This window comes from Sulfitobacter sp. AS59 (assembly GCF_038899995.1).
Taxonomy (GTDB): Bacteria; Pseudomonadota; Alphaproteobacteria; order Rhodobacterales; family Rhodobacteraceae; genus Sulfitobacter.
On sequence record NZ_JBBMQK010000013.1, the window covers coordinates 1 to 21,136 of the forward strand.

The window sequence follows — 21,136 nt, forward strand, 5'->3', positions numbered from 1 at the left end:
TGCTACTTCTCCTATATGCAGGTGAAACTAAGCTCAGTCTAACCTGCTGGGTGAAGCAGCCGGTACATCCCATTAGCTGCCGCTGGCCGACCGATCAGGATGCTGCGGTCACAGCCCGCATTGCCGACATTCGCCGCAACTGCTCGATTTGGACAGTGTTGGTCCGGAGCGCGGACTTTTGAGATATTCGCCACAGATGCGCGAACGTCCGAAAAGGTAAATCCTGTCCCTTTAAGATTCCGCTATTAGGCGGGCCTGCCAGCAATTGTTTTTTGCAGAGCGCAAGTCAACAAAAGCAACATCTTCACGGCCCAACAATTCGTCGGCGTATCCCGCCACTTGATCGGTGGGAGTAATCTGGCCGGTGCCATATATAATCCTTTCATCAGAGGAGTAGCCTTTCAGTAGATATGAAGGCGACGTGAGTATCTCGGGAAGTCCGGATTTTTCTGACGGCGCACAAGGGCTGGCACACAAAAATACAGGCCCTGTCTCAGCATAGGGCTGTAATTCAGTGAATGGACGATATGCCAAGACAAGCATCTCTTCCCCTTTTGGCACGGGGCGGAGACAACAGCGGCAAGGGGCATCTCCATCGCTGATCTTCCGTTCGGCTACTTTCCCATAAGCGTCTGGCAATCCGCCACGGTACTTATCAGCGGTTTCGACGGGTATTCCTTCAAAAATAGGCATTGATCCAATCCTTTCGTTTGAGGGGGTATTAGTGCATCGACAACCGCTTGGACGACCCGAAAGATGCGGAAAAGAAGTCGTTGGCGCGATCTGCAGCATCGGGGACTATTGGGCTCTTTCCAGCAATTCGCCGCGGTTGCGGATGTTGTTTGAACCAACTCCACCCTCCGAGGGCGGCTTTGCGGACTTTCCCGACATTGACGTTTAGCCATGTTGCTGAAGCAGCATTCGTTTGCAGTTGCGGCGAAACACTTTTGGCAGCGCAGCGGATTTCACCAAACCAGCCGTTCCGATCATCGAAATTAGAAAATTCCAAACTACCCTTTCGCTGCACACGGGTTCAACAATCGGGTCGCGGACAAACTGTGCTTTCGCTGCGCTAGCTACCAGCGACCGCAGTCTGCGCATAGCAACTTCGCGGAACAAGGAGGGCGGGAAAGTATTCTTCGATAGGGAATCGTGGAAAGTCCGCTATGTGGCAAACCACACTTCAACCAAAATGATATTCAAAGAACAGATTCCTGCACTGACCTTTTAGTGTCAGCGCAGGAAAACTCAAAACCCGACCGCCTATGCTGCGAATTTCTCTGCCGCAACATATTGGTAGCCGAGATCTTCGGCGACAGCTTGGTAGGTGATCTGTCCGTCCACAACGTTCAATCCATTGAGCAGATGCGGGTTACTGCTCAACGCTGCTTTCCAGCCACTGTCCGCAATTGCCAGAGCATGTTGCAGTGTCACGTTGTTCAAGGCGTATGTGGAAGTCCGGGCAACGCCGCCGGGCATGTTGGCAACGCAGTAATGAACAACATCGTTAACGACATAGGTCGGATCAGCATGAGTGGTAGCCTTTGATGTTTCGAAGCAGCCGCCCTGATCGATGGCGACATCGACAATCACCGAACCAGGTTGCATCTGACCCAGCATAGTTTTCGTGACCAGCTTGGGTGCTGCCGCGCCGGGGATCAGGACCGCGCCGATGACCAGATCGGCTTCCGAAACCAGCCGCTCAAGGGCTGCCTGTGTGGAGTAGACTACTTTGGCCGAGCTTTCGAAGTGGTTTTCGAGACGCTCAAGAACATCGGGGTTTCGGTCAAGAATGGTGACGTCGGCATGCAGGCCAACAGCCATCTGTGCGGCATTGAAGCCAACCACGCCGCCGCCAACGATGACGACCTTACCTGGAGAGACCCCCGGAACCCCACCCAGAAGCACGCCACGACCGCCATGCGCCTTTTCCAGAGCGGCAGCGCCAGCCTGAATGGACATGCGCCCAGCGACCTGGCTCATCGGCTTCAGCAGCGGCAGACCGCCCTTGGCGTCCGTCACAGTTTCGTAGGCGATGCAGACGGCGCCGGACTCCACCAGATCCCTGGTCTGCTCGGGGTCGGGAGCAAGGTGCAGGTAGGTATAAAGGATTTGCCCCGGGCGCAGCATCTTGCGTTCGACGGCCTGGGGCTCTTTCACTTTGACGATCATGTCCGCTCGAGCAAAGACCTCTTCTGCTGTAGAGACGACTTCGGCGCCTGCGGCCAGATAGAGATCATCGGTCGCGCCGATTCCGACGCCTGCATTGGTTTCGACGATGACACCATGCCCCCGCGACACCAACTCGGACACACTTTCTGGTGTCAGCCCGACGCGATACTCGTGGTTCTTGATTTCCTTTGGAACGCCTACAAGCATTGTACTTCCTTTCCATTTAATGCGCAGAAACGCGAGTGAGCGACCTTCCCGGGGTTCATGATTTCCAGGGGGTCGAGAGTTTTTTTGAGGGTGTTCATGAGATCGCGTTTGACCGGATCACCGTAGTTCAAGTTGAGCGGCAGCTTGTCCTGACCCAGCCCGTACTCGGCACTGAATGATCCATCCATTTTGGCCACGAGATCGTAGATGCGCGGAGAGACCTCGGAAGTCACCTCTTCAAGGAAGGCCGGCGCATCGGCGCCTTCAGGGGCGAGGACATTGAAGTGCACGTTGCCGTCTCCGACATGCCCGTAGATCGAGAGGCGTGCGCCCTGGCCGTATTGATCGACCAATGCGGCTCCAAGTTCTATGAACCTGGCCATGTCAGAGGTGCGAACCGAGACGTCATGTTTCACGGACCCACCGTTCAACACTTCTCCTTCGGGGATGTGTTCGCGCAGGTTCCAAAAATCCAAACGTTGCTGTTCGCTTGCCGCGATAACACCGTCCACGATTATGTCGTCGGACATTCCATCCTCGAAAAATGCCTCGATGGCCTGATCGAGAGGCAGGATCGGCGAAGAGGTCGCGGCCTCGATCAGAACATAGTGTTTTGAGGGGGCTGAGATCGGGCGGCGCAGCTCCGGCTTTTTGGCAAGCAGAAGATCGAGCGACATGCTGGAAATAAACTCGAAGGACGTGATCGCCTCGCCCGTATATTGTTGAGCTTTTGCCAGCAGCGGCATCAGATCGCTGATTTCACGGATGGCCAGAAAACCCGTTACCCGGGTGATAGGCGGCAAAAACAGGCGCAAGGACGCTGCGGTGACAATCCCCAGCGAGCCTTCCGCCCCAATCAGAAGGTGATGCAGGGCATAGCCCCGGTTGTCCTTGCGCAGGGGAGACAGGTTGCTCAGGATCTGGCCATCCGGCAGTACAACCTCAAGTCCCAGAACCAGATCGCGCGTGATGCCATAGCGAACTGCGGAAACCCCACCGGCATTCGTCGAAATGTTTCCGCCAATCTGACAGGATTGCTGCGACCCAAGCGACAGGGGAAACATCAGGCTCTCTTGCGCAGCCGCTTCATGGATCTCGGAAAGAATGCAACCTGCATCTACTGTGATCGACAGATTGTCGGCATCTACCTCGCGGACCTTGTTCATGCGTTGCAGACTAATCAGAAGCTGTTGGCCTCCATCATCGGGCGTGGCGCCGCCACAATACCCGGTGTTCCCCCCGACGGGTACGAGTGCCACACCATGCAGGTTGCAGAGCCTGACAATCGCAGAAACTTCTTCGGTAGACCGCGGGCGCAGTAGCGCCGGGCTTGCACCGGTGTATTTCTTCCTGAAATCCGTCGTGTAACCGGCAATTATGCCTTGGTCTCGAACAACGATCCCTGCGGGCAATCCTGCCAGCACATGTTCATAAGGTGTCATAGCGTGCCCTTCCTGTGTCTTCAGGCAATGCTAAGGGATCCGCTCTTCATGAAATTTCGTTTTCGGGGGCAGATTGGGCATTCTGTGCGGTGTTGGCCGCTGTGCGAAAAATCAAACGGTTCTGTCCCATCGAGAGCCGGGAAAAACTCTGCCATCAGAATCACTGAGCGGCCCCCCGCACGCTACACACACCAAGGCGAGCAACATTGGATCAATAGACGGGCTTTGAGGAACCGCGCTATTTTCGCTGTCCAACAGAATCCATCACCGAATCTACCTGCGCCCACAGAATCTGCCGTTTCCCGCGTGTCTTCAGCACAATCAGATCTGACCAAAACTCTACTCTGAATGGCATCCATGAGGAGGAGAGGAAACTTTGGAACGGGCTCGATCGTCACCCCAAAACCCGGCTATCCGCTGGCTGGCCAAGGGATGGCGATGATGTCCGTAGACCTGCTTGCAGGCCACGGCTGACCTGGCCCGCGCTGTTGATGCCTTCCCTGCAGAACGCTCCAACACGGTGCTTCGACTCCGCCTCAATCACACCACAGCTTCAGAATGAGGAGATAGACTGAAGATGAATAAACTCGTGAAATATCTGGCTGCCGGCACTGTCGCGCTGCAACTTGCCGCCCCCGCTTTTGCGGGCGACATGCGTCTTAAATTTGCGGGCGTATTCCCGGTGGACCATCAGGGCTCTGTGATGATGGAGCAGATCAAGGCAGACATCGAAGCAGCTGATGTGGGCCTTAAGGTTTCGGTGTTCCCGGCCAACCAGCTGGGCTCTGGTGAGGCGCTCCTGGAAGACGTCGCCCGCGGCAACATCGATTTCGCCTCGGCCTTCATCTATGCCGATACGGACCAACGTCTTGAGTTCCTGTCCATGCCGTTCCTGGTGAGTGACTGGGACGAGATGAACTCGGTCATCCGTGACCTGGACTCCGAATACAACGTGTTGCTGCAGGAGATCCTGTCAGACCATGGCGTGCGCGTACTTGGTCAAAACCCTGAAGGTTTCGTCGGCATCGTCGCCACCAAGGAACCTGCCAACTGGAACAATTTCGACGCGAAAGACATGAACATCCGTGTCTGGTCGTCGAATGTCGTCAAGTCGATGGTCGAGACGCTGGGCTTCCAGGCCACGACCATGTCTTGGGGTGACATTTTCCCTGCGATCCAGTCCGGCATTGTCGATGGCGCAATCTGCTGCACCAAGACCGCGACCTATTCGATCTTTGCCAAAAGCAACGTCGGCACCCACTTCGTCCAGTACAATTCGATCCCCGAGAACACCACGTACTACGTATCTGAAAAGACCTGGGCGGAACTGAATGAAGAGCAGCGTGCCGCAGTCCAGGCTGCCTTCACCAAAGCCTCGGACGACTTCTTTGCCTACAACCGCGAAAACGATGCGGTGTTTGAACAGAAGCTGGTCGAAAGCGGCTACACCATCCTGAAGCTGTCGCCGGAAGAGCAAAAGGCGATGGTCGAAAAGGTGCGTGCCGACATCTGGCCGCTGCTGGAAGAAAGCGTTGGCAAAGACAACATCGATCGTCTGCTTTTCAGCCTGAAGTGAGGCTCTGGTCAACGGATTGGGCTGGCACATGTTGCCGGCCCAATTTCTTTTGAGTTCAGCAAGGTGGGAGCGATGGCACACATTACTGAGATATTTCCGAAGGTTGTCGGGCTGCCACTTCAGGGCTCGTTGGCGTTGATGCGCTGGATCGTGGTCCTGAGCGGTTTCCTGATGTCGGTCACCTTCTTTCTGGTGGTGATCGTTCGCTACGGGTTCAACGGCGATTTGTTTGCCTATGAAGAGTGGCTTTTGACGGTCTGTTTCTGGGGTTTCTTTGCAGGGTCTGCACTGGCCTCGGAGAGGGGGCACCACATCAACGCCGACATCCTTGGGATCATCATCAAGAACGAAAAGCTTCGCTGGTGGCGGCGGCTGATCGTTCTCACGATAGAATTCCTCATTACCGCAGCAATCCTCTACTGGGGCTATCTGATGCTTGCCGAGGAGATCACCAAATATCCGATCTGGAAAATGACCCCGGCCCTGAAGATCCCTTATTTCGTCTGGCGGCTTTCCATCTTCCTCGGATTCTTCTTCATGACGGTCTTCGCTGCAGCATATCTCTATGCCCATATCCGCGGCGTTGAGGTCGAATATGGCGACGGCCCTGAACCAATTGAACAGAACAATGAGGGAGCGAGCCAATGATCATCGCAGGTAGTCTGGTCATCATCTGCGGCATGCTGTTGCTTGGCGTTAGCGTTTATGTCGCCTTCGGCGCTGTGCTTCTATTCCTTGCGGCTATGGGAGGGCACGAGGTTTCAGGCTACCTGCCTTCCGGATCGACAAAGTTACGCTCTCTAGTCCTTCTGGCCATCCCGCTATTCATGATCGCGGGAACGATCATGGAGCGTGGCAGGATCGCAGCCCCTCTCGTCAGCCTCGCCGAACTGTTCATCGGGCATCTCAAAGGAGGTCTGAGCGCGGCGACAGTTCTGGCCTGCGGAATATTCGGATCGATTTCCGGTGCCGCCAACGCGACGTTGACCTGTATCGGCAGCATCATGATGCCGCATCTGCGGCGCGCGAATTATCCCGAGGGTCAGTCAGCTGCTTTGATCGTTTGTGCAAGCCCCCTAGGGCTGCTGATCCCGCCGAGCGGGAACCACATCCTTTACGGCTGGGTGGCGCAGCAGTCCGTACTGAAATGCTTCTTGTCGACGGTCGTTCCGGCCCTGATCCTGATCACCCTGCTGATCGTCGTGAACCAGTTCATGTTACGCAAACATGACGACATCCAGTTGCTTGAACGACCGACGGACTTCCGCATGGCCTTCCGCCAGAAGGCAACGCTCGCCTTTCCCGCCTTGTTGATGCCGCTCATCATCCTTGGCGGCATCTATGGCGGGATCATGACGCCGACTGAGGCTGCGGGCGTGGCGGTGGTCTATGCCATTCCTGTTGCAATTTATGTCTATCGTGGCCTGACATGGCGGACGCTGGTTGATGCGCTGACGGATGCTGGTGTAATCATCGGGGTGGTCATGGTCATGATCTTCATGGTGCTGATCGTCAGCAAATTCCTGATCTTCGAAGACATTCCCAACATCGCCAAGGATCTGGTCTATTCGGTCTCGGACAATCCGATCATCATCCTTCTGATGGTCAATGTGGTCATGATCCTGATCGGAATGCTTATGGATGATATCAGTGGTCTGCTTCTGTCCACCCCCATCCTGCTGCCGATCGTCCAAGGGGTAGGCATGGACCCGATCCATTTCGCGGCGGTTCTGGGGGTTAACCTCGGCATGGCAAATATCACGCCGCCGACGGCGCCACTACTGTACCTGGGAGCGAAGATCACCAAGACACCGGTCTCAAGCATGTTGTGGCCAACCCTGGTCTTCATCATCTTTGCCTGGTTGCCCACACTGGCCTTGACGACGTTCGTTCCCCAGATAGCCCTGTGGCTTCCTGAACTGCTGCTGGGCTGAGACGGAAAGCCGTCTCCTCGGTAGCTTTGCAATGAGAAAAGGCCGTGCCTGTGCGGGTGCGGCCTTGTCGATTTCGGGTCTCCTTTTCCCCATCGAGCGAACCGATGCACGAAGTTTCTGCTCCACGGCCTGTTACGCTGAATGATTCGTATTGCCTCCTTTCGGCGGTTCATTCTGCTGGTTAGAGAGCTGCCTGCTTCCTTGGAAGAAAATGCCGTCTGGTTTCTTGTCGCGGCACAAAATTTCAAGTCGGCCTTCAAATGTTCGAATTAGCCTCCTGAGGCATGCGCTGCGAGCATGGCCGAGATGCTCATTCTATAATTTAATGTTCAAAAGCAATGCTTTAAGTGGTTCTTGAGCTCACTTTCCGAGCTTGCCATTCAGTACCCAAAGGAGACAGAAGAATGACCCAAGACCATAAACACACCGCTGAATTCATCGGATTTGTAGCAGTCGGCCTCGCCGTGATCGGAGCAATGGTTGTTTCGCTGGCATGACGTCTTCAGGCGGATGTAGAGGCACCAAACCTTCAATTCAAAGCAACTGAAAGCCGGCATGCATTGCCGGCTTTCATTGTTTCTGGCCTCACAAGCCGCTCTTCATGAAACCGGTGTGTTCAAGCCCAAAAAGAAGCGTGCTTCCGAAAAACGCTGCCAACCTTTCCCCGCACCAGAATCTCTCATACCGGTCAATTCCCTCGATTTGCGCGACCGAACATTTTCTGCTGACGGCGGCGGGTTGGGCCACATTCCGTGCTGAAGCCAGCTTGAGAAAAGCAGAAAGCGTCGGGCGGATCGGGCTTCAATAAAGAAACAGTCAGTCCTGATTGTAAGTTGAGGAAGACCATGCCCGAACACAAAAATCGCTTTGCTGCACTCGAAAAGAAAATCAAAAAGGCAGGTCTGGACGCCTTTCTGATCTCGACCAAAGACAGCATTTTTTACTTCACCGGCTTTCGTTACGAACCCTTTGAACGCCCCTTTTTCATCATTGTCCGCCCGGGCGCCAAGCCTGTTTTCCTGACACCTCGGATCGAGGCGGAGAACATGGCGACCATCGCAGTGCCGCATGAAATCGTTGAATATATCGACTATCCTGCACCGGCGGGCGGCAGCTATCTTGAAGCACTGCAGAGCGTTCTTCCCAGCGATGCCGCGATCGGGGTCGAGATGTCGATCACCGGCGAACTTCTGGTTGCGCTGGCAGAATGGTCGCCGCAGGTTCTGCCCTTTGTTGAACAGCTGCGGATGATCAAAAGCCCGACTGAAATCGCCGCAGTTCGCAAGGCGGCGAAGTATTCCGACAAGGGTCTGAAGCTGGCGATGAAGTTCGCGCACCTTGGAGGAACCATCTCTGAAACTGATCGCGCCAATGCTTTGTTGCGGGACGAAATCACCCGCGAAGAGGGCTATCTTGATCCTTACATTTCCAGCGTTTGGCAGGGCATTTGGGCCGCGCCTTATTCTGCCCAGCCGCACCGCTTTCCAGAGCCCGAGGACACGCTGATCGAAGGACCCAATGTTGGCCTCTCCTTCCTGCGTGTGAACGGGTACTCCGCCGAAACCGAACGCACTTTCTTTGTCGCTCCTCCCCAACCCGAAGATGCCGAGGTTTTCAATACCATGGTCGAAGCCGGCCGCATCGGGTTTTCTCAATTGCGCCCGGGTGTCAGCTGTCACGACGTCGACCACAAGGTGATGGAATTCCTGCGTTCCGAGGGCTTTGGAAACAACCTTTTGCATCGCGTCGGCCATGGCATCGGTATGGGTGGCCATGAAGGCCCCTGGGTTGCCGAAGGCAGCGACGACATCCTGCAAGAGAACATGGTGATCAGCATCGAGCCGGGCATCTACTGGCGCGGCCAGGGCGGGTTTCGCCATTCCGATACGGTTTTGATCACTGCTGACGGCTACGAGCTGTTGACCGACATGCCGCATGACATCGTCTCGATGACACTCGGCAATTGAACTCCCCGAAAAGACCCAAACCAACAAGGAGACTTCCAATGAAACATATGCTTCTGGCGGGCGCAGCAGCGCTCTCACTTACTACGGCACAAGCCGTAAAAGCGGAGGACATAACGCTCAACCTGTCTAACGAATACTCAGCCACGTCCATTCATGGCGTTGGAGATGCGCGCTTTGCCTCGCTTGTCGCTGAGATGACCGGTGGCTCTGTCGAGGTGGTGGTGCACTACGGTGGTGCTCTGGGCTACAAGTCGGCTGACCACTTTGACGCGGTGGGTGAAGGTGCCCTGGAAATCGCTGACACCTATGGCGGCGCACTCGGTGGGATCGACCCGCTTTTCCTGATCTCATCGCTGCCATTCTTCGTCACGACGGTCGAAGAGGCTGAACTGCTTTACAGTGTGGCCGAGCCTGAATTCAAAAGGGTCTTCGAAGAAAATGACCAGATTCTGCTCTACGCGTCTCCCTGGCCCCCGTCGGGCATTTGGGCGCAGGATGCAATGGATTCCACAGCTGCTTTGGCCGGGCTGAAAATCCGTACCTATGACAAGAATGGTACCACCGCACTGAATGAATTGGGCGCAGCCGCTGTTCGCCTGTCCTGGGCCGACGTTGTGCCTTCGATCTCGACGGGTGCCATCGACGCTGTTCTGACATCAGCCGAGGGTGGCGTGTCGGGCAGCTTCTGGGAGCACTTCGATACATTCACCGAGATCTACAACTACGCCATCCCGCTAAACTTCGTACACATTTCGAAGGATACCTTCGACGGCTTAAGTGCAGAGCAGCAGGAAGCTGTTCTGGCTGCAGCTGCCGAAACCCGTGACCTGAACTGGGCCGCAATCCCGGATCGTCTGGCAACAACCTATGCCGAGCTGGCAGAGAACAATGTGACAGTTGTTACATCGAATGACGATGTCTACCGCGATGCGCTTCAGACTGCGGGTGATGCTGCTCTGAAAGACTGGTTGGACAGCACGGGTGAGCGGGGCCAAGCCCTGATCGACGCCTTCAATGCTGCGAAAGCTCAATAAACAATCTTTGGCTGTGGAGCTCGTTGGCCCCACAGCCGTTCGCCGGAGGGCACCCCATGCGATTTTTCTTGCGCGCCATCGATGCCGCCTCTTTCCTCGCTCTGATCTGCGCTGGTATCATCCTGGTCTACGCGGTTTCCCACATACTGCTGGAAACCGTCCTGAGGTCGGTCTTCGACACCTCGACCCATGTGTTGGATGAGTTCATTGGGTTTGCCGTATTGTCGATTACCTTCCTGTCCTTGTCATGGACCTTGCGCGATGGAAGCATGATCCGGGTCAATTTGTTGACTGACAGATTGCCCGCAGGAACACGGCATTGGTTGGAGGTCATTGTGGCCCTATGCGCCACCGGTATTGGCGCATTCTTCTGCACGTTCTTGTGGAGGAACTTCACCAAGAACTGGAAGCGTGGCGCAGTCAGCGAGAGCGTCGCAGAAGTGCCTTTGTGGATCCCTGACGCCGTCGTTTTTGTCGGGGCCTGCCTTTTGGTTCTGCAGCTGGCGTCAATGGTCGTGCGACCTTTCATCGAAATCACTCAAGAGGACTGACCATGGACCCCGTTACAACGGCACTTGCCGTCTTCATTCTAATGCTGGCCATTCTGGCCTCGGGCATGTGGGTTTTTCTGGCCCTCGCAACTGCCGCTGCCATGTCCCTTTTTGCTTTCATGGGCTTTTCTCCTGACAAGATAGGCGCAATCGCCAGTCGGATCATCGTGCGCAGCGCATCCTCATGGGAGCTTGCTGCCGTTCCCATGTTCATCTGGATGGGCGAGATCATGTTCCGAACGGATATTTCCGAGCGGCTCTACAAAGGTCTTTCTCCGCTTGTCGCGAAGATTCCCGGGGGGCTCTTGCATACTAACGTTCTGGGCTCGGCTCTCTTTGCAGCGGTCTCCGGCTCCAGCGCGGCCACAACTGCGACGGTCGGTCGTATCACGACCAGCGAATTGAACCGGCGCGGGTACTCTCAAAGCCTTGCGCTGGGGTCGTTGGCAGGGGCTGGCAGCCTCGGGCTTCTGATCCCTCCATCAATCGTCCTGATCATCTATGGCGTTCTGGCAGAAGTTTCGATCGCGAAGCTTTTCATCGCCGGTGTGGTCCCGGGCGTGATGATCGCGGCATTTTATGCTGTTTATCTTGCGGCGCGCTGTACGATCACACCGTCGCTTGCCCCCAATGATCCCGTTGATGAAGAAGATGCCCGCGCAAGCGCCATTCTCCGCAACCTCGCGCCTGTCTTCGGTCTGATCTTTGTGGTTCTGGGCTCGATTTACACGGGCTGGGCGACACCGTCCGAGGCGGCGGCCATAGGGGTATTTGCGGCCTTGTGCTTTGCAGCCATCAGCAAGCAGTTGTCGCGCACCATGCTGTCTGAATCCCTAATGAATGCGCTTAAGACCTCTTGCATGGTCTGTGCAATCCTGATGTGCGCGGCCTTTCTGTCTTCGGCCATCGGCTACATGCACATCCCGCGTAACATCGCGGTGGCGATCGACGCTTTGGACCTGTCCCCCTATGTGCTGATCGCATGCCTGGCGTTGTTCTACGTCCTTCTCGGATTCTTTTTGGATGGTATTTCGATCATCGTGATGAGCCTGCCCATTACACTGCCAGTGGTCGTCGCGGCTGGATTCGATCCGATCTGGTACGGCATCTTTCTTGTCATCATGATTGAGCTGGGCCAAATGACACCGCCTGTAGGGTTCAATCTCTTTGTTATTCAGGGGTTTTCGGGGGTGCCGATCCATAAGGTCGCCGTGTATGCCATACCCTTCTTCCTGCTGATGTGCTTTGCGGTGTTGCTGATGGTGGTCTTTCCGCAAATTGCCCTTTGGCTTCCGGCTTACCTCGCGGGGTAAGTCGGTATGGACCAAAAGGTGAAGTCGAGACGAACCCAGACCGAGCGCTCAGCAGCCACACAGGCAAAAGTCCTTGAAGCGGCCCAAAACCTGATTGCAGAACAGGGGCTTGCCCACACATCTACTCAAGACATCGCGAGGCAGGCGCAAGTTTCACGAGGGGCGATGCTGCATCACTTCCCGTCGCGTGCGACGCTCATTCAGGCAACTTATGCCGAGATGTTGCGGCAAGAGTCGAACCGGTTGCGTGAATTTGCCCGCACTCTTCAACCTGGTCAGAACCGATTGAAGGCCCTGACAGAATACATATGGTCACGATACCAAAGCGGCATATTTCAAGTGTCCATGGATTATATCTCCGAAGCGCGCGTTGACGTCGATGAGCTGGCTTATGTTTCCGATGAATCGCAGAAATTCAACGACGCGCTCAATGACGTGTGGCATGTCGAGCTCGCCGCTTTCGGCTGTGATACTGAAACCCGTCAGGCCATGATGAACGAATTCATGTGTCTTGTCCGCGGCATGGCCTTTCAAAGCCAGTGGCGAGATGATCCGGACTACTTTCAGAATATGCTGCAAAATTGGCTAATCAGAGCACGATCTGTCTTAATCCCCGCAAACACAGATGGATAGCCGCAGCATAAAATGCTGAGAAATTGACAACCTCAGCTGAAATTGCTAAACTTCGCCGCAAAACGCACTTTCCTCTTGGCGATATCTCTTACTCTTGATGGAAATCCAAGACGGAGAAAAAACGATGCTCTCAAACTCGCTCATAGAAAAAGACCGCGCTCATTACTTCCATCCCGTGGTGCCGATCCGCGCGCATGAAGAGCGCGGTGTAACGGTCATGCAGTCGGGCAAGGGGGTGTTTCTGACCGACGCCGATGGAAATGAACTTCTGGACGGATTTGCCGGCCTGTGGTGTGTTAACGCGGGCTATGGCCATGAGAGCGTGGTCGCGGCGGCCACTGAACAGATGCGCCGTCTGCCCTATGCCACCGGCTATTTCCATTTCGGCAGCGAGCCGGCCATCGAGCTGGCCGCCAAACTGGCGGAACTGTCACCCGGCGATCTGGACCACGTGTTCTTCACCCTGGGCGGGTCGGACGCTGTCGATACCGTCATTCGCATGGTGCGGTATTACTTCAATGCCCGTGGCAAGAGCACCAAGAAGCACTTCATCGCGTTGGAGAAGGGCTATCACGGCTCCACCTCGAATGGTGCCGGGCTGACTGCACTGCCGGTCTTCCAGGACGGGTTCGATCTGCCGATGCAGTGGCAGCACCACATTGCTTCGCCCTTTCCCTATCGCAACGATGCAACCACGGATGAGGAAATCATCGCACAAGGCGTCGCCAACCTGAAAGCCAAGGTGGCCGAGCTTGGTGCGGACAATGTCGCCGCCTTCATCATGGAGTTGGTGCAAGGGTCTGGCGGGGTGATCGTTCCGCCTGAAGGTTATGCCAAGGCCATGCAGGACACCTGCCGCGAGTTGGGCATCCTGTTCATCGTGGACGAGGTGATCACCGGATTTGGCCGCACCGGGCCGATGTTTGGCTGCGAGCATGAAGGGCTGACGCCGGATTTCCTGACCACTGCCAAGGGGCTGACTTCAGGCTATTCACCAATGGGCGCTGTCTTTGTCTCGGACCGGATCTATCAGGTGATGGCAGATGCCGTGCCCGACGGTGTGCCCTTTGGCCATGGTTTCACCTACTCGGGCCACCCGGTCAGTGCAGCCGTCGCGCTTGAGGTCATCAAGCTCTACGAGGGTGGGTTGATCGAGAATTCGAAAAAGGTAGGTGCCTATTTCGAGGCGCAGCTGAAGACGCTTCTGGATCATCCCCTTGTTGGAGAAGTCCGGGCCAAGGGACTGCTGGCTGCGGTCGAAATCGTCACCGACAAGGCCAGCAAGGTGAAACCTGCCAAGGAGATGAACATCGCCGCGCGGCTGGCCAAAGCCGGATATGAAAACCGCATCATTTTCCGGGCCTTTGCCGACGACGTGATCGGCCTTGCCCCACCCATCTGTATCACTGAAGCCGAGGTCGACCTGCTGATCGCACGCCTGCGCGCAACCCTGGACACCATTCTAGACGTAAAAGGATAACCCTATGAAACTGTCTGACTTCAAAGCCCTCACATTCGATGTCTATGGCACCCTGCTTGACTGGGAAACCGGAATGGTCACGGGGCTGAAACCCCTGACGGACCGCGTGAGCCGCCACCTGACGCGTGATGATATCCTTGAGGCGCACGCCTATTACGAAAGCACCACGCAACGGTATACGCCGGCAAAGAAGTATCACGAGCTTCTGCCGGTTGTGTATCGCCGCATCGCCGAAGAGTGGGGTGTGGAAGTGACCTGGGAGGAATGCGAGGCCTACGGCAAATCCGCGCGCCACTGGCCTGCATTCGATGACACGATCGAAGCTCTGACCTACCTGAAGAAGCACTTCAAACTGGTTGTGCTGACCAATACCGACAACCTCACCTTCTCAGGCGCAAACACCCGTCTGGGCGTGCATTTCGACGGCGTCTACACAGCCGAAGATGTGGGCAGCTACAAGCCCTTCGACCGCAATTTCGACTACATGCTCGAAATGCTGGCGCGTCAGGGCATCGAAAAGAGTGACATCCTGCACACCGCCGAGAGCATGTTCCACGACCATGCGCCCGCCAACAAATACGGGCTAGCCAATTGCTGGATCTACCGTCGCCATGATAAGGAAGGCTTTGGCGCGACCATGAACCCCGGTGATATGCCGACATACAACTTCCGGTTCAACAGCATGATGGACATGGCAAAGGCCCATCAGGCAGAGTTGACTGGCTAACAAGCGCAATCCGAAAAGTGGGAACCGGTTTTTGGGTCAAGTTGCGCGCCAAATAAGGTGCAAAAGGAGGGAAGAATATGGTGGGGACCCCAAAACTCGACCGGATCGACATCAGTATTCTTTCCACCCTGCAACAGCAGGGGAACATCACCAATGTGAACTTGGCAGAGGCTGTGGGCCTGTCCCCCAGCCCCTGTCTGCAGCGGGTCAAGCGCCTGGAAAAGGCGGGGTACATCCAGAACTACCGTGCCGTGATAAACCTCAAGAAACTGGCTGAGCACGTGACCGTGTTCACCGAGGTGACGCTGGCAGACCATCGCCGCAAGGATTTCGTGAAATTCGAAAACGAGATCAAGAACCACGAGAACGTGGTCGAATGTCACCTGTTGAGCGGCGGGTATGACTACCTGTTGAAATTCGTTGCGCGCGGCGTCACCCAATATCAGGAGATCATGGAGGAATTGCTGGAACGCAACCTCGGGATCGACAAGTACTTCTCGTATATCGTGATCAAGCCGGTGGCCGAGAAACACGCTGTTCCGATCCACGACCTGGTCAATCGGGACTGACGGCAGTCCAGAAGCTTTTGGCCTGTGCTTTCACAGTGCAAGGCTCTTGGTAGTACTTGGGAAAGAACAACGATGCATATGACTTTGGATTACCGGATTGTCGGGCCCGGTATGTTTATGACTGCGACGTCATATGGCCTCGGGCGATACGCCTATGGCCTGTTTATCCCGACGTTCCGGGACGCGTTTTCTCTGACCGACACTCGGTTGGCTTTGATTGCCAGCTTCTCCTACGGGAGCTACTTCCTGGTCACCCTGATAGGGATTTACATCTCGTCACGGCTGGACCCACGCAAATCCCTGATCGCGGGTGGATTGGCGGCAGCATTTGGTATGCTGCTCATGGCTTTCGCAACAGATTATCGTATTCTGGCGCTCGGGGTGGCCATCGCCGGTGTCAGCCCGGGTTTGGCCTATACCCCGATTTCCGGGTTGATCGCTGCCCTGGTCAGCCAGTCCCGTCAAAGGACAATTTATGCGATTGTCAATTCGGGGACCAGCCTCGGCGTTGTTCTGTCCGCGCCCCTGGCCATCCTTTTGGCAGACCAATGGCGTTGGTGCTGGATCGTGTTTGCGGGTTTTTCCATCATATCTACCTGGTGGTGTGCAAAGGTCATTCCCCCAGTTCCTCAAGCAGTTCCACAAACTGTGTCCTCTCAAACCACACTTCGAATGACCACCATGCAGCTACTGCGTCCAGAGAGGGCACTGGTACTGCTGATCGCCGCCCTCATTGGAATAGTAACCTCGGTGTACTGGACATTCGCGGTGGACTTGCTGACTTCGAACGCAACACTTGCCCTGAAGCTGGGCGGGGTTGAACTGAACTCGACTCAAGTTGCACAGCTTTTCTGGGCGGTGGTTGGCATCGCTGGGTTCCTGGGTGTTTTCGCCGGATCGGTGGTAAACCGATTGGGCTGCACTCGGGCGTTGAGTTATTCTCAGACCGGAATCGCTCTGTCCTTGGTACTCTTGCCGTTGAGCGGTCATTTCGCCCTTGGCGCAGTGTCCGGTTTCCTCTTTGGAAGCCTCTTCGTATTTGTCGCGGCGACTTTGGGTATGTGGTCGATGGAAGTGTTTTCTGAAGATGCCGCCGTGGGTTTCGGTCTTGTATTTCTGGCACTTTCCATGGGCCAGTTCTTTGGCCCTCTTTTGATTGCTTTGACGGTTGAGACGTATGGTTTGGCGACAATCTTCGTTGCAGCGGCCGGCGCATCAAGTCTGGTGCCGATTGTGATCCTTCTCGTTCAAAGAGCGAGATGATGAAGCGACCCAAATCGATGTTCAGCACAACATTTCGCCAATCGACATTCAAATAGCATTTCATGCCACTTGGCCCGGCAAATTCGACGTCCATGATTGCAACCATCTCGTAGTGTTTGTCGGAACACAGAGGAACCTTCGCAATGCAACTGAACGACAACACCCTGTTCCGTCAACAAAACCTGATCGCAGGCGAATGGATCGACTCCGACGACGGTGCGACGATCGACGTGGATAACCCATCGACACTTTCTGTTGTAGGCACCGTCCCAAACTGTGGATCGGGCGAAACGGAACGCGCCATTTCGGCCGCCGAGGCCTGTTTCGCGACGTTTAAAACGACCACCGCAGCACATCGTGGCGCGCTACTGGAGCAGTGGTTCCAACTGATCATGGAAGCGCAGGACGACCTTGCCACGCTCATGACGCTGGAACAAGGCAAGCCTTTTGCCGAGGCCAGGGGTGAGATCACCTATGCCGCCTCTTTCGTGAAGTGGTTCGCCGAAGAGGGCAAGCGTGTCTATGGCGAGACGATCCCCAGCCCTGTGCAGGACCGCCGGATCATCGTCCAGAAACAGCCTGTCGGTGTCTGCGCCATCATCACCCCGTGGAACTTTCCCGCAGCTATGATCACCCGCAAGATCGCGCCCGCACTGGCGGCTGGCTGCCCGGTGGTGATCAAGCCTTCCGAGTTCACACCTTTCACGGCGCTGGCTCTGGGTGTTCTGGCTGAACGTGCAGGTTTTCCTGCGGGTGCGGTCAACATCGTCACCGGTGATCCAGCGGGCGTGGGCGGGGCGCTGACCGGCAGCGCTGTTGTGCGCAAGCTGTCGTTCACCGGGTCTACCCGGGTGGGCAAGCTGCTGATGGAGCAGTGTTCTGGCACCATGAAGCGTCTGAGCCTCGAACTGGGCGGCAATGCGCCGTTCATCATCTTTGATGATGCCGATCTGGATCTGGCTGTCGAGGGTGTCATGGCTTCAAAATTCCGCAATGGTGGCCAGACCTGCGTTTGTGCCAACCGCATCTACGTGCAGGCAGGTGTATACGACGCCTTTGCCGAAAAACTGGCGGCTGTCGTTAGTGGCCTGAAGCTGGGCGATGGGTTCGGAGACGGCGTTGAAATGGGTCCGATGATCAACGAGGCAGCTATCGTCAAGATCAAGTCCCACCTCGACGATGCCACAGCCAAAGGCGGCGAGATCCTTGTGGGCGGCGAGCAAAGCAACGCCGGCCCCCGGTTCATCACCCCTGCTGTCGTGACCGGTGCGTCGTCTGAAATGCTGGTGGCCGACGAGGAGACCTTTGGCCCCGTAGCGCCCCTGTTCAGGTTCGAGACCGAAGAAGAGGCGGTATCAGCCGCCAACGCCACGCCCTTTGGCCTGGCCGCTTATTTCTACACCAACGACCTGACCCGCACCTTCCGTGTCGGAGAAGGCCTTGAAGTCGGTATGATCGGCATCAATGTCGGCGGCTTTGCCACCGAGGTCGCCCCGTTTGGCGGTATCAAGGAAAGTGGGTTGGGCCGCGAGGGCGCCCATCACGGTATCGACGAATACCTCGAAGTCAAAACGCTGCATATCGGCGGCATCGCCTGAAGGAGATCCCCATGACCAAGACCTACCGCATTGCCGCCATCCCCGGGGACGGGATTGGCAAGGAAGTGTTGCCCGTCGGCCAGCGCATCATCGACCTTGTCGCTGCAAAACACGGCTTTACCGTCGAATGGAGCGAGCTCGACTGGTCCTGCGAACGCTATCACGAAACCGGGCGGATGATGCCCGAAGACGGGATCGAGCAGATCAAGGCGTTCGACAGCATCTATCTCGGCGCGGTTGGCTTTCCCGGAGTGCCGGATCATGTCTCGCTCTGGGGTCTCTTGATCCCGTTGCGCCGCGAGTTGGACCAGTATGCCAATGTCCGTCCGGTGCGGTTGTTGAAGGGCATCACCTCGCCGCTGGCTGGCCGGGGGCCCGACGATATCGATTTCATCGTTGTCCGCGAAAACGTCGAAGGTGAGTATTCCGAGATCGGCGGGCGGGTTTACCAGGGCACCGAACACGAAGCCGCTATCCAGGAAAGCATCCTGACCCGGCGCGGCACCGACCGGATCATGGATTACGCCTTTGAACTGGCCAAGACCCGCAAGCGTGGGCACGTCGCCTCGGCCACCAAGTCAAATGGCATCATTCATACCATGCCGTTCTGGGATGAACGCTTCGCCGCTGCTACCGAGCGGCACCCGGGTATCGAAACCGCACAATTTCACATCGACATCATGACCGCGCATTTCGTGCTGCACCCCGATTGGTTCGATGTGGTCGTCGCTTCGAACCTGTTCGGCGACATCCTTTCCGACCTCGGCCCTGCCGTCGCGGGCTCCATCGGCATCGCTCCTTCGGCCAATATCAACCCCGAAGGCAAATTCCCGTCCATGTTCGAACCGGTCCACGGTTCGGCCCCCGATATTGCGGGCAAGGGTGTGGCCAACCCAGTTGCTGCGGTCTGGACTGCCGCCATGATGCTAGAGCATCTCGGCGAGCCTGAAGCTGCCGCCGAAATTGAACGTGCCATTGAGGCTTCTCTGGCGACGCCTGAAACCAAAACCCGCGATCTGGGCGGCACGGCCGATACAGAAGGGTCTGAAGCTGCCATTCTGGCCGCACTTACATAAGGATGAACACCATGAAGAAAGATGAAATCATCTATGACGACTTCGCCAAGGTCGAAATGCGGCTGGGCAAGATCGTCGAGGTCAAGGATTTCGCCCGTGCCCGCAACCCGTCCTACAAGGTGTGCGTGGACTTCGGAGAGCTGGGACAACGCTGGTCGAGCGCTCAGATCAAGAACTACGCTGAGGATGACCTTATGGGTCGAAACGTGGTTTGTGTCGTCAACATGCCCCCGCGTAATATTGCCGGTTTCAAGTCCGAGATCCTAATCATGGGTGTCCCGAACGAGGCCGGTGAGACCATCCTGTTGCAACCATCGGATGACGCGGTGTTGGGCAGCGAGGTTTTCTGATGCAGGGTCAGGTCTCGGTGCGGCACACGGGGTTGGGCGCTCTGGCGATCCTGTCCTGGGGCACGTTGGGGGCGCTTGGCGCATTGTCGGCCTCCTTGCCACCACATCTGGTTCTGACTTTCTGTTTTGCAATCGCCGCCGGCATAGGCTGGACCATATGTCGACTGACCGGCAGAACGCCCGCCCGACTGCTGGACGGGCGTGTAGCTTTGTTCGCCGCTCTGCTCGCGGCCTATCACCTTGTGTACCTGGAGGCTTTCCACCACGCCGCTCCAATCCCTGTGTCGCTGATCAATTACCTGTGGCCGGCATGCCTGATCATTCTCGGCAACCTGTTCTTCCGGTTGCACAGTGGTTGGCCTGGCTATCTGGGCGCCGCACTCGGGTTCATTGGGGTCGGTGTGTTGATCGGGAAAGACGGCCTGGCGCTGCAATCATCCGAAGTTTTCGGCTACGGTCTTGCCCTTTCTGGCGCTTTACTCTGGGCGCTGTTCTCCAATTTGCGGCGGCACGAGCGGTTCGATGCCATCGCCTCGCTCACGACAATTTGCCTCGGCGCATCATTGTTGTGCGGCGTTTGGTGGGCCGCGACGGATGCTCATTGGCCGGATTTGGCGAGGCGCGACATAGGGGTTATCCTTGCCCTTGGAGTTGGCCCGGCAGGCGGTGCATTTTTCCTATGGGATTTGGGAATGCGCCAAGGACATGCCGCGTTGTTGGGTGTTCTGGGGTATTCCGCTCCAGTTCTTTCCACACTCCTGATGCTTGGATTGGGCATGGGAACACCAGGTTGGGAAATCTTCGTGGCGATCGCTTTCATCACCCTTGGGGGGGCAGTCGTTCAGTTTGGGGCAAGGACATAAGGGATCGTTTGGATGCGTAGGCGATAACCTGTCAGGGCCCGTGTTCCTCTGAATTTGTTAGGAAGGCTTGAACTATGGAACAACGGCCAGATGTATCAAGAAACACAAAGCCATTGCCCCCAAAGGTAAGAAATGCGCTTTTGTTCGGCTTCTGCATTTTTGTCGCAATTGCGGTTTCTGCTGCCGTGATGGCTGTATAACCCCCTCCACGAGAAGACAGGTTGGGGGTACTTGGCCTGCCAGCGTCAAATGAAGGTGATACTTCAAAAAGCTGACTTTCGCGGCAAGTCTTTGATATGACAGTTAATGGGATGTACCGGCTGCTTCACCCAGCAGGTTAGACTGAGCTTAGTTTCACCTGCATATAGGAGAAGTAGCATG

General features: G+C 56.2%; 19 protein-coding genes. 16 read left to right on the forward strand and 3 right to left on the reverse strand.

Going from position 1 to position 21,136, the window contains the following annotated elements; genetic code table 11:
* Window positions 1–231 precede the first annotated feature (231 nt).
* The 3 genes from WNY39_RS17345 to WNY39_RS17355 form a co-directional block, all read right to left on the reverse strand.
* Window positions 232–693 (reverse strand): DUF1203 domain-containing protein, encoded by a 462-nt coding sequence (locus WNY39_RS17345; RefSeq protein ID WP_342847568.1) that lies wholly within the window; start codon window positions 691–693, stop codon window positions 232–234.
* A 570-nt stretch (window positions 694–1,263) separates the two neighbouring features.
* A complete protein-coding gene (ald, locus tag WNY39_RS17350) occupies window positions 1,264–2,379 on the reverse strand; it encodes an alanine dehydrogenase (RefSeq protein ID WP_342847570.1) in 1,116 nt (371 codons plus the stop codon).
* Window positions 2,370–3,821, reverse strand: coding sequence for an FAD-binding oxidoreductase (locus WNY39_RS17355; protein WP_342847572.1), 1,452 nt, complete (start codon window positions 3,819–3,821; stop codon window positions 2,370–2,372). Before WNY39_RS17355 ends, ald begins: the two co-directional genes overlap by 10 nt.
* 577 nt (window positions 3,822–4,398) lie before the next feature.
* Between WNY39_RS17355 and dctP the strand changes: the two genes are divergently transcribed.
* From dctP to WNY39_RS17435, 16 genes are all read left to right on the forward strand, one after another.
* On the forward strand, window positions 4,399–5,397 hold the full coding sequence (dctP, locus tag WNY39_RS17360; RefSeq protein ID WP_342847574.1) for a TRAP transporter substrate-binding protein DctP: 999 nt from the start codon (window positions 4,399–4,401) through the stop codon (window positions 5,395–5,397).
* Window positions 5,398–5,469: 72 nt separating this feature from the next.
* Window positions 5,470–6,045 carry a TRAP transporter small permease gene (locus tag WNY39_RS17365; protein WP_342847576.1) on the forward strand — a complete coding sequence of 192 codons (576 nt, stop codon included), beginning with the start codon at window positions 5,470–5,472 and terminating at the stop codon, window positions 6,043–6,045.
* Window positions 6,042–7,331: a TRAP transporter large permease gene (locus WNY39_RS17370; protein ID WP_342847578.1), complete on the forward strand. Its 1,290-nt coding sequence runs from the start codon at window positions 6,042–6,044 to the stop codon at window positions 7,329–7,331. Before WNY39_RS17365 ends, WNY39_RS17370 begins: the two co-directional genes overlap by 4 nt.
* A gap of 845 nt (window positions 7,332–8,176) precedes the next feature.
* On the forward strand, window positions 8,177–9,298 hold the full coding sequence (locus WNY39_RS17375) for a Xaa-Pro peptidase family protein (RefSeq protein WP_342847580.1): 1,122 nt from the start codon (window positions 8,177–8,179) through the stop codon (window positions 9,296–9,298).
* Between the two features lie 38 nt (window positions 9,299–9,336).
* Window positions 9,337–10,332 (forward strand): TRAP transporter substrate-binding protein, encoded by a 996-nt coding sequence (locus tag WNY39_RS17380; RefSeq protein ID WP_342847582.1) that lies wholly within the window; start codon window positions 9,337–9,339, stop codon window positions 10,330–10,332.
* Between the two features lie 56 nt (window positions 10,333–10,388).
* A complete protein-coding gene (locus WNY39_RS17385) occupies window positions 10,389–10,883 on the forward strand; it encodes a TRAP transporter small permease (RefSeq protein WP_342847584.1) in 495 nt (164 codons plus the stop codon).
* A 41-nt stretch (window positions 10,884–10,924) separates the two neighbouring features.
* Window positions 10,925–12,196: a TRAP transporter large permease subunit gene (locus WNY39_RS17390; RefSeq protein WP_342847586.1), complete on the forward strand. Its 1,272-nt coding sequence runs from the start codon at window positions 10,925–10,927 to the stop codon at window positions 12,194–12,196.
* A gap of 6 nt (window positions 12,197–12,202) precedes the next feature.
* Window positions 12,203–12,829: a TetR/AcrR family transcriptional regulator gene (locus tag WNY39_RS17395; RefSeq protein WP_342847588.1), complete on the forward strand. Its 627-nt coding sequence runs from the start codon at window positions 12,203–12,205 to the stop codon at window positions 12,827–12,829.
* Between the two features lie 124 nt (window positions 12,830–12,953).
* A complete protein-coding gene (locus tag WNY39_RS17400; RefSeq protein ID WP_342847589.1) occupies window positions 12,954–14,309 on the forward strand; it encodes an aminotransferase class III-fold pyridoxal phosphate-dependent enzyme in 1,356 nt (451 codons plus the stop codon).
* Window positions 14,310–14,313: 4 nt separating this feature from the next.
* Entirely contained in the window at window positions 14,314–15,036 is a 723-nt protein-coding gene (locus WNY39_RS17405) for a haloacid dehalogenase type II (RefSeq protein ID WP_271551204.1), read from the forward strand.
* 77 nt (window positions 15,037–15,113) lie between these two features.
* On the forward strand, window positions 15,114–15,605 hold the full coding sequence (locus tag WNY39_RS17410; protein WP_271551205.1) for an Lrp/AsnC family transcriptional regulator: 492 nt from the start codon (window positions 15,114–15,116) through the stop codon (window positions 15,603–15,605).
* 72 nt (window positions 15,606–15,677) lie between these two features.
* The gene (locus WNY39_RS17415; protein WP_342847592.1) at window positions 15,678–16,868 is read left to right on the forward strand and encodes an MFS transporter; all 1,191 of its coding nucleotides are present in this window, start codon (window positions 15,678–15,680) and stop codon (window positions 16,866–16,868) included.
* Between the two features lie 143 nt (window positions 16,869–17,011).
* Complete coding sequence (locus WNY39_RS17420; protein WP_342847594.1) at window positions 17,012–18,466, forward strand: NAD-dependent succinate-semialdehyde dehydrogenase; 1,455 nt, start codon at window positions 17,012–17,014, stop codon at window positions 18,464–18,466.
* 11 nt (window positions 18,467–18,477) lie between these two features.
* A complete protein-coding gene (locus WNY39_RS17425) occupies window positions 18,478–19,542 on the forward strand; it encodes a tartrate dehydrogenase (protein WP_342847596.1) in 1,065 nt (354 codons plus the stop codon).
* Between the two features lie 11 nt (window positions 19,543–19,553).
* Window positions 19,554–19,892 carry a tRNA-binding protein gene (locus WNY39_RS17430; protein WP_342847598.1) on the forward strand — a complete coding sequence of 113 codons (339 nt, stop codon included), beginning with the start codon at window positions 19,554–19,556 and terminating at the stop codon, window positions 19,890–19,892.
* Window positions 19,892–20,755, forward strand: coding sequence for an EamA family transporter (locus tag WNY39_RS17435; protein WP_342847600.1), 864 nt, complete (start codon window positions 19,892–19,894; stop codon window positions 20,753–20,755). Before WNY39_RS17430 ends, WNY39_RS17435 begins: the two co-directional genes overlap by 1 nt.
* Window positions 20,756–21,136: the final 381 nt, after the last annotated feature.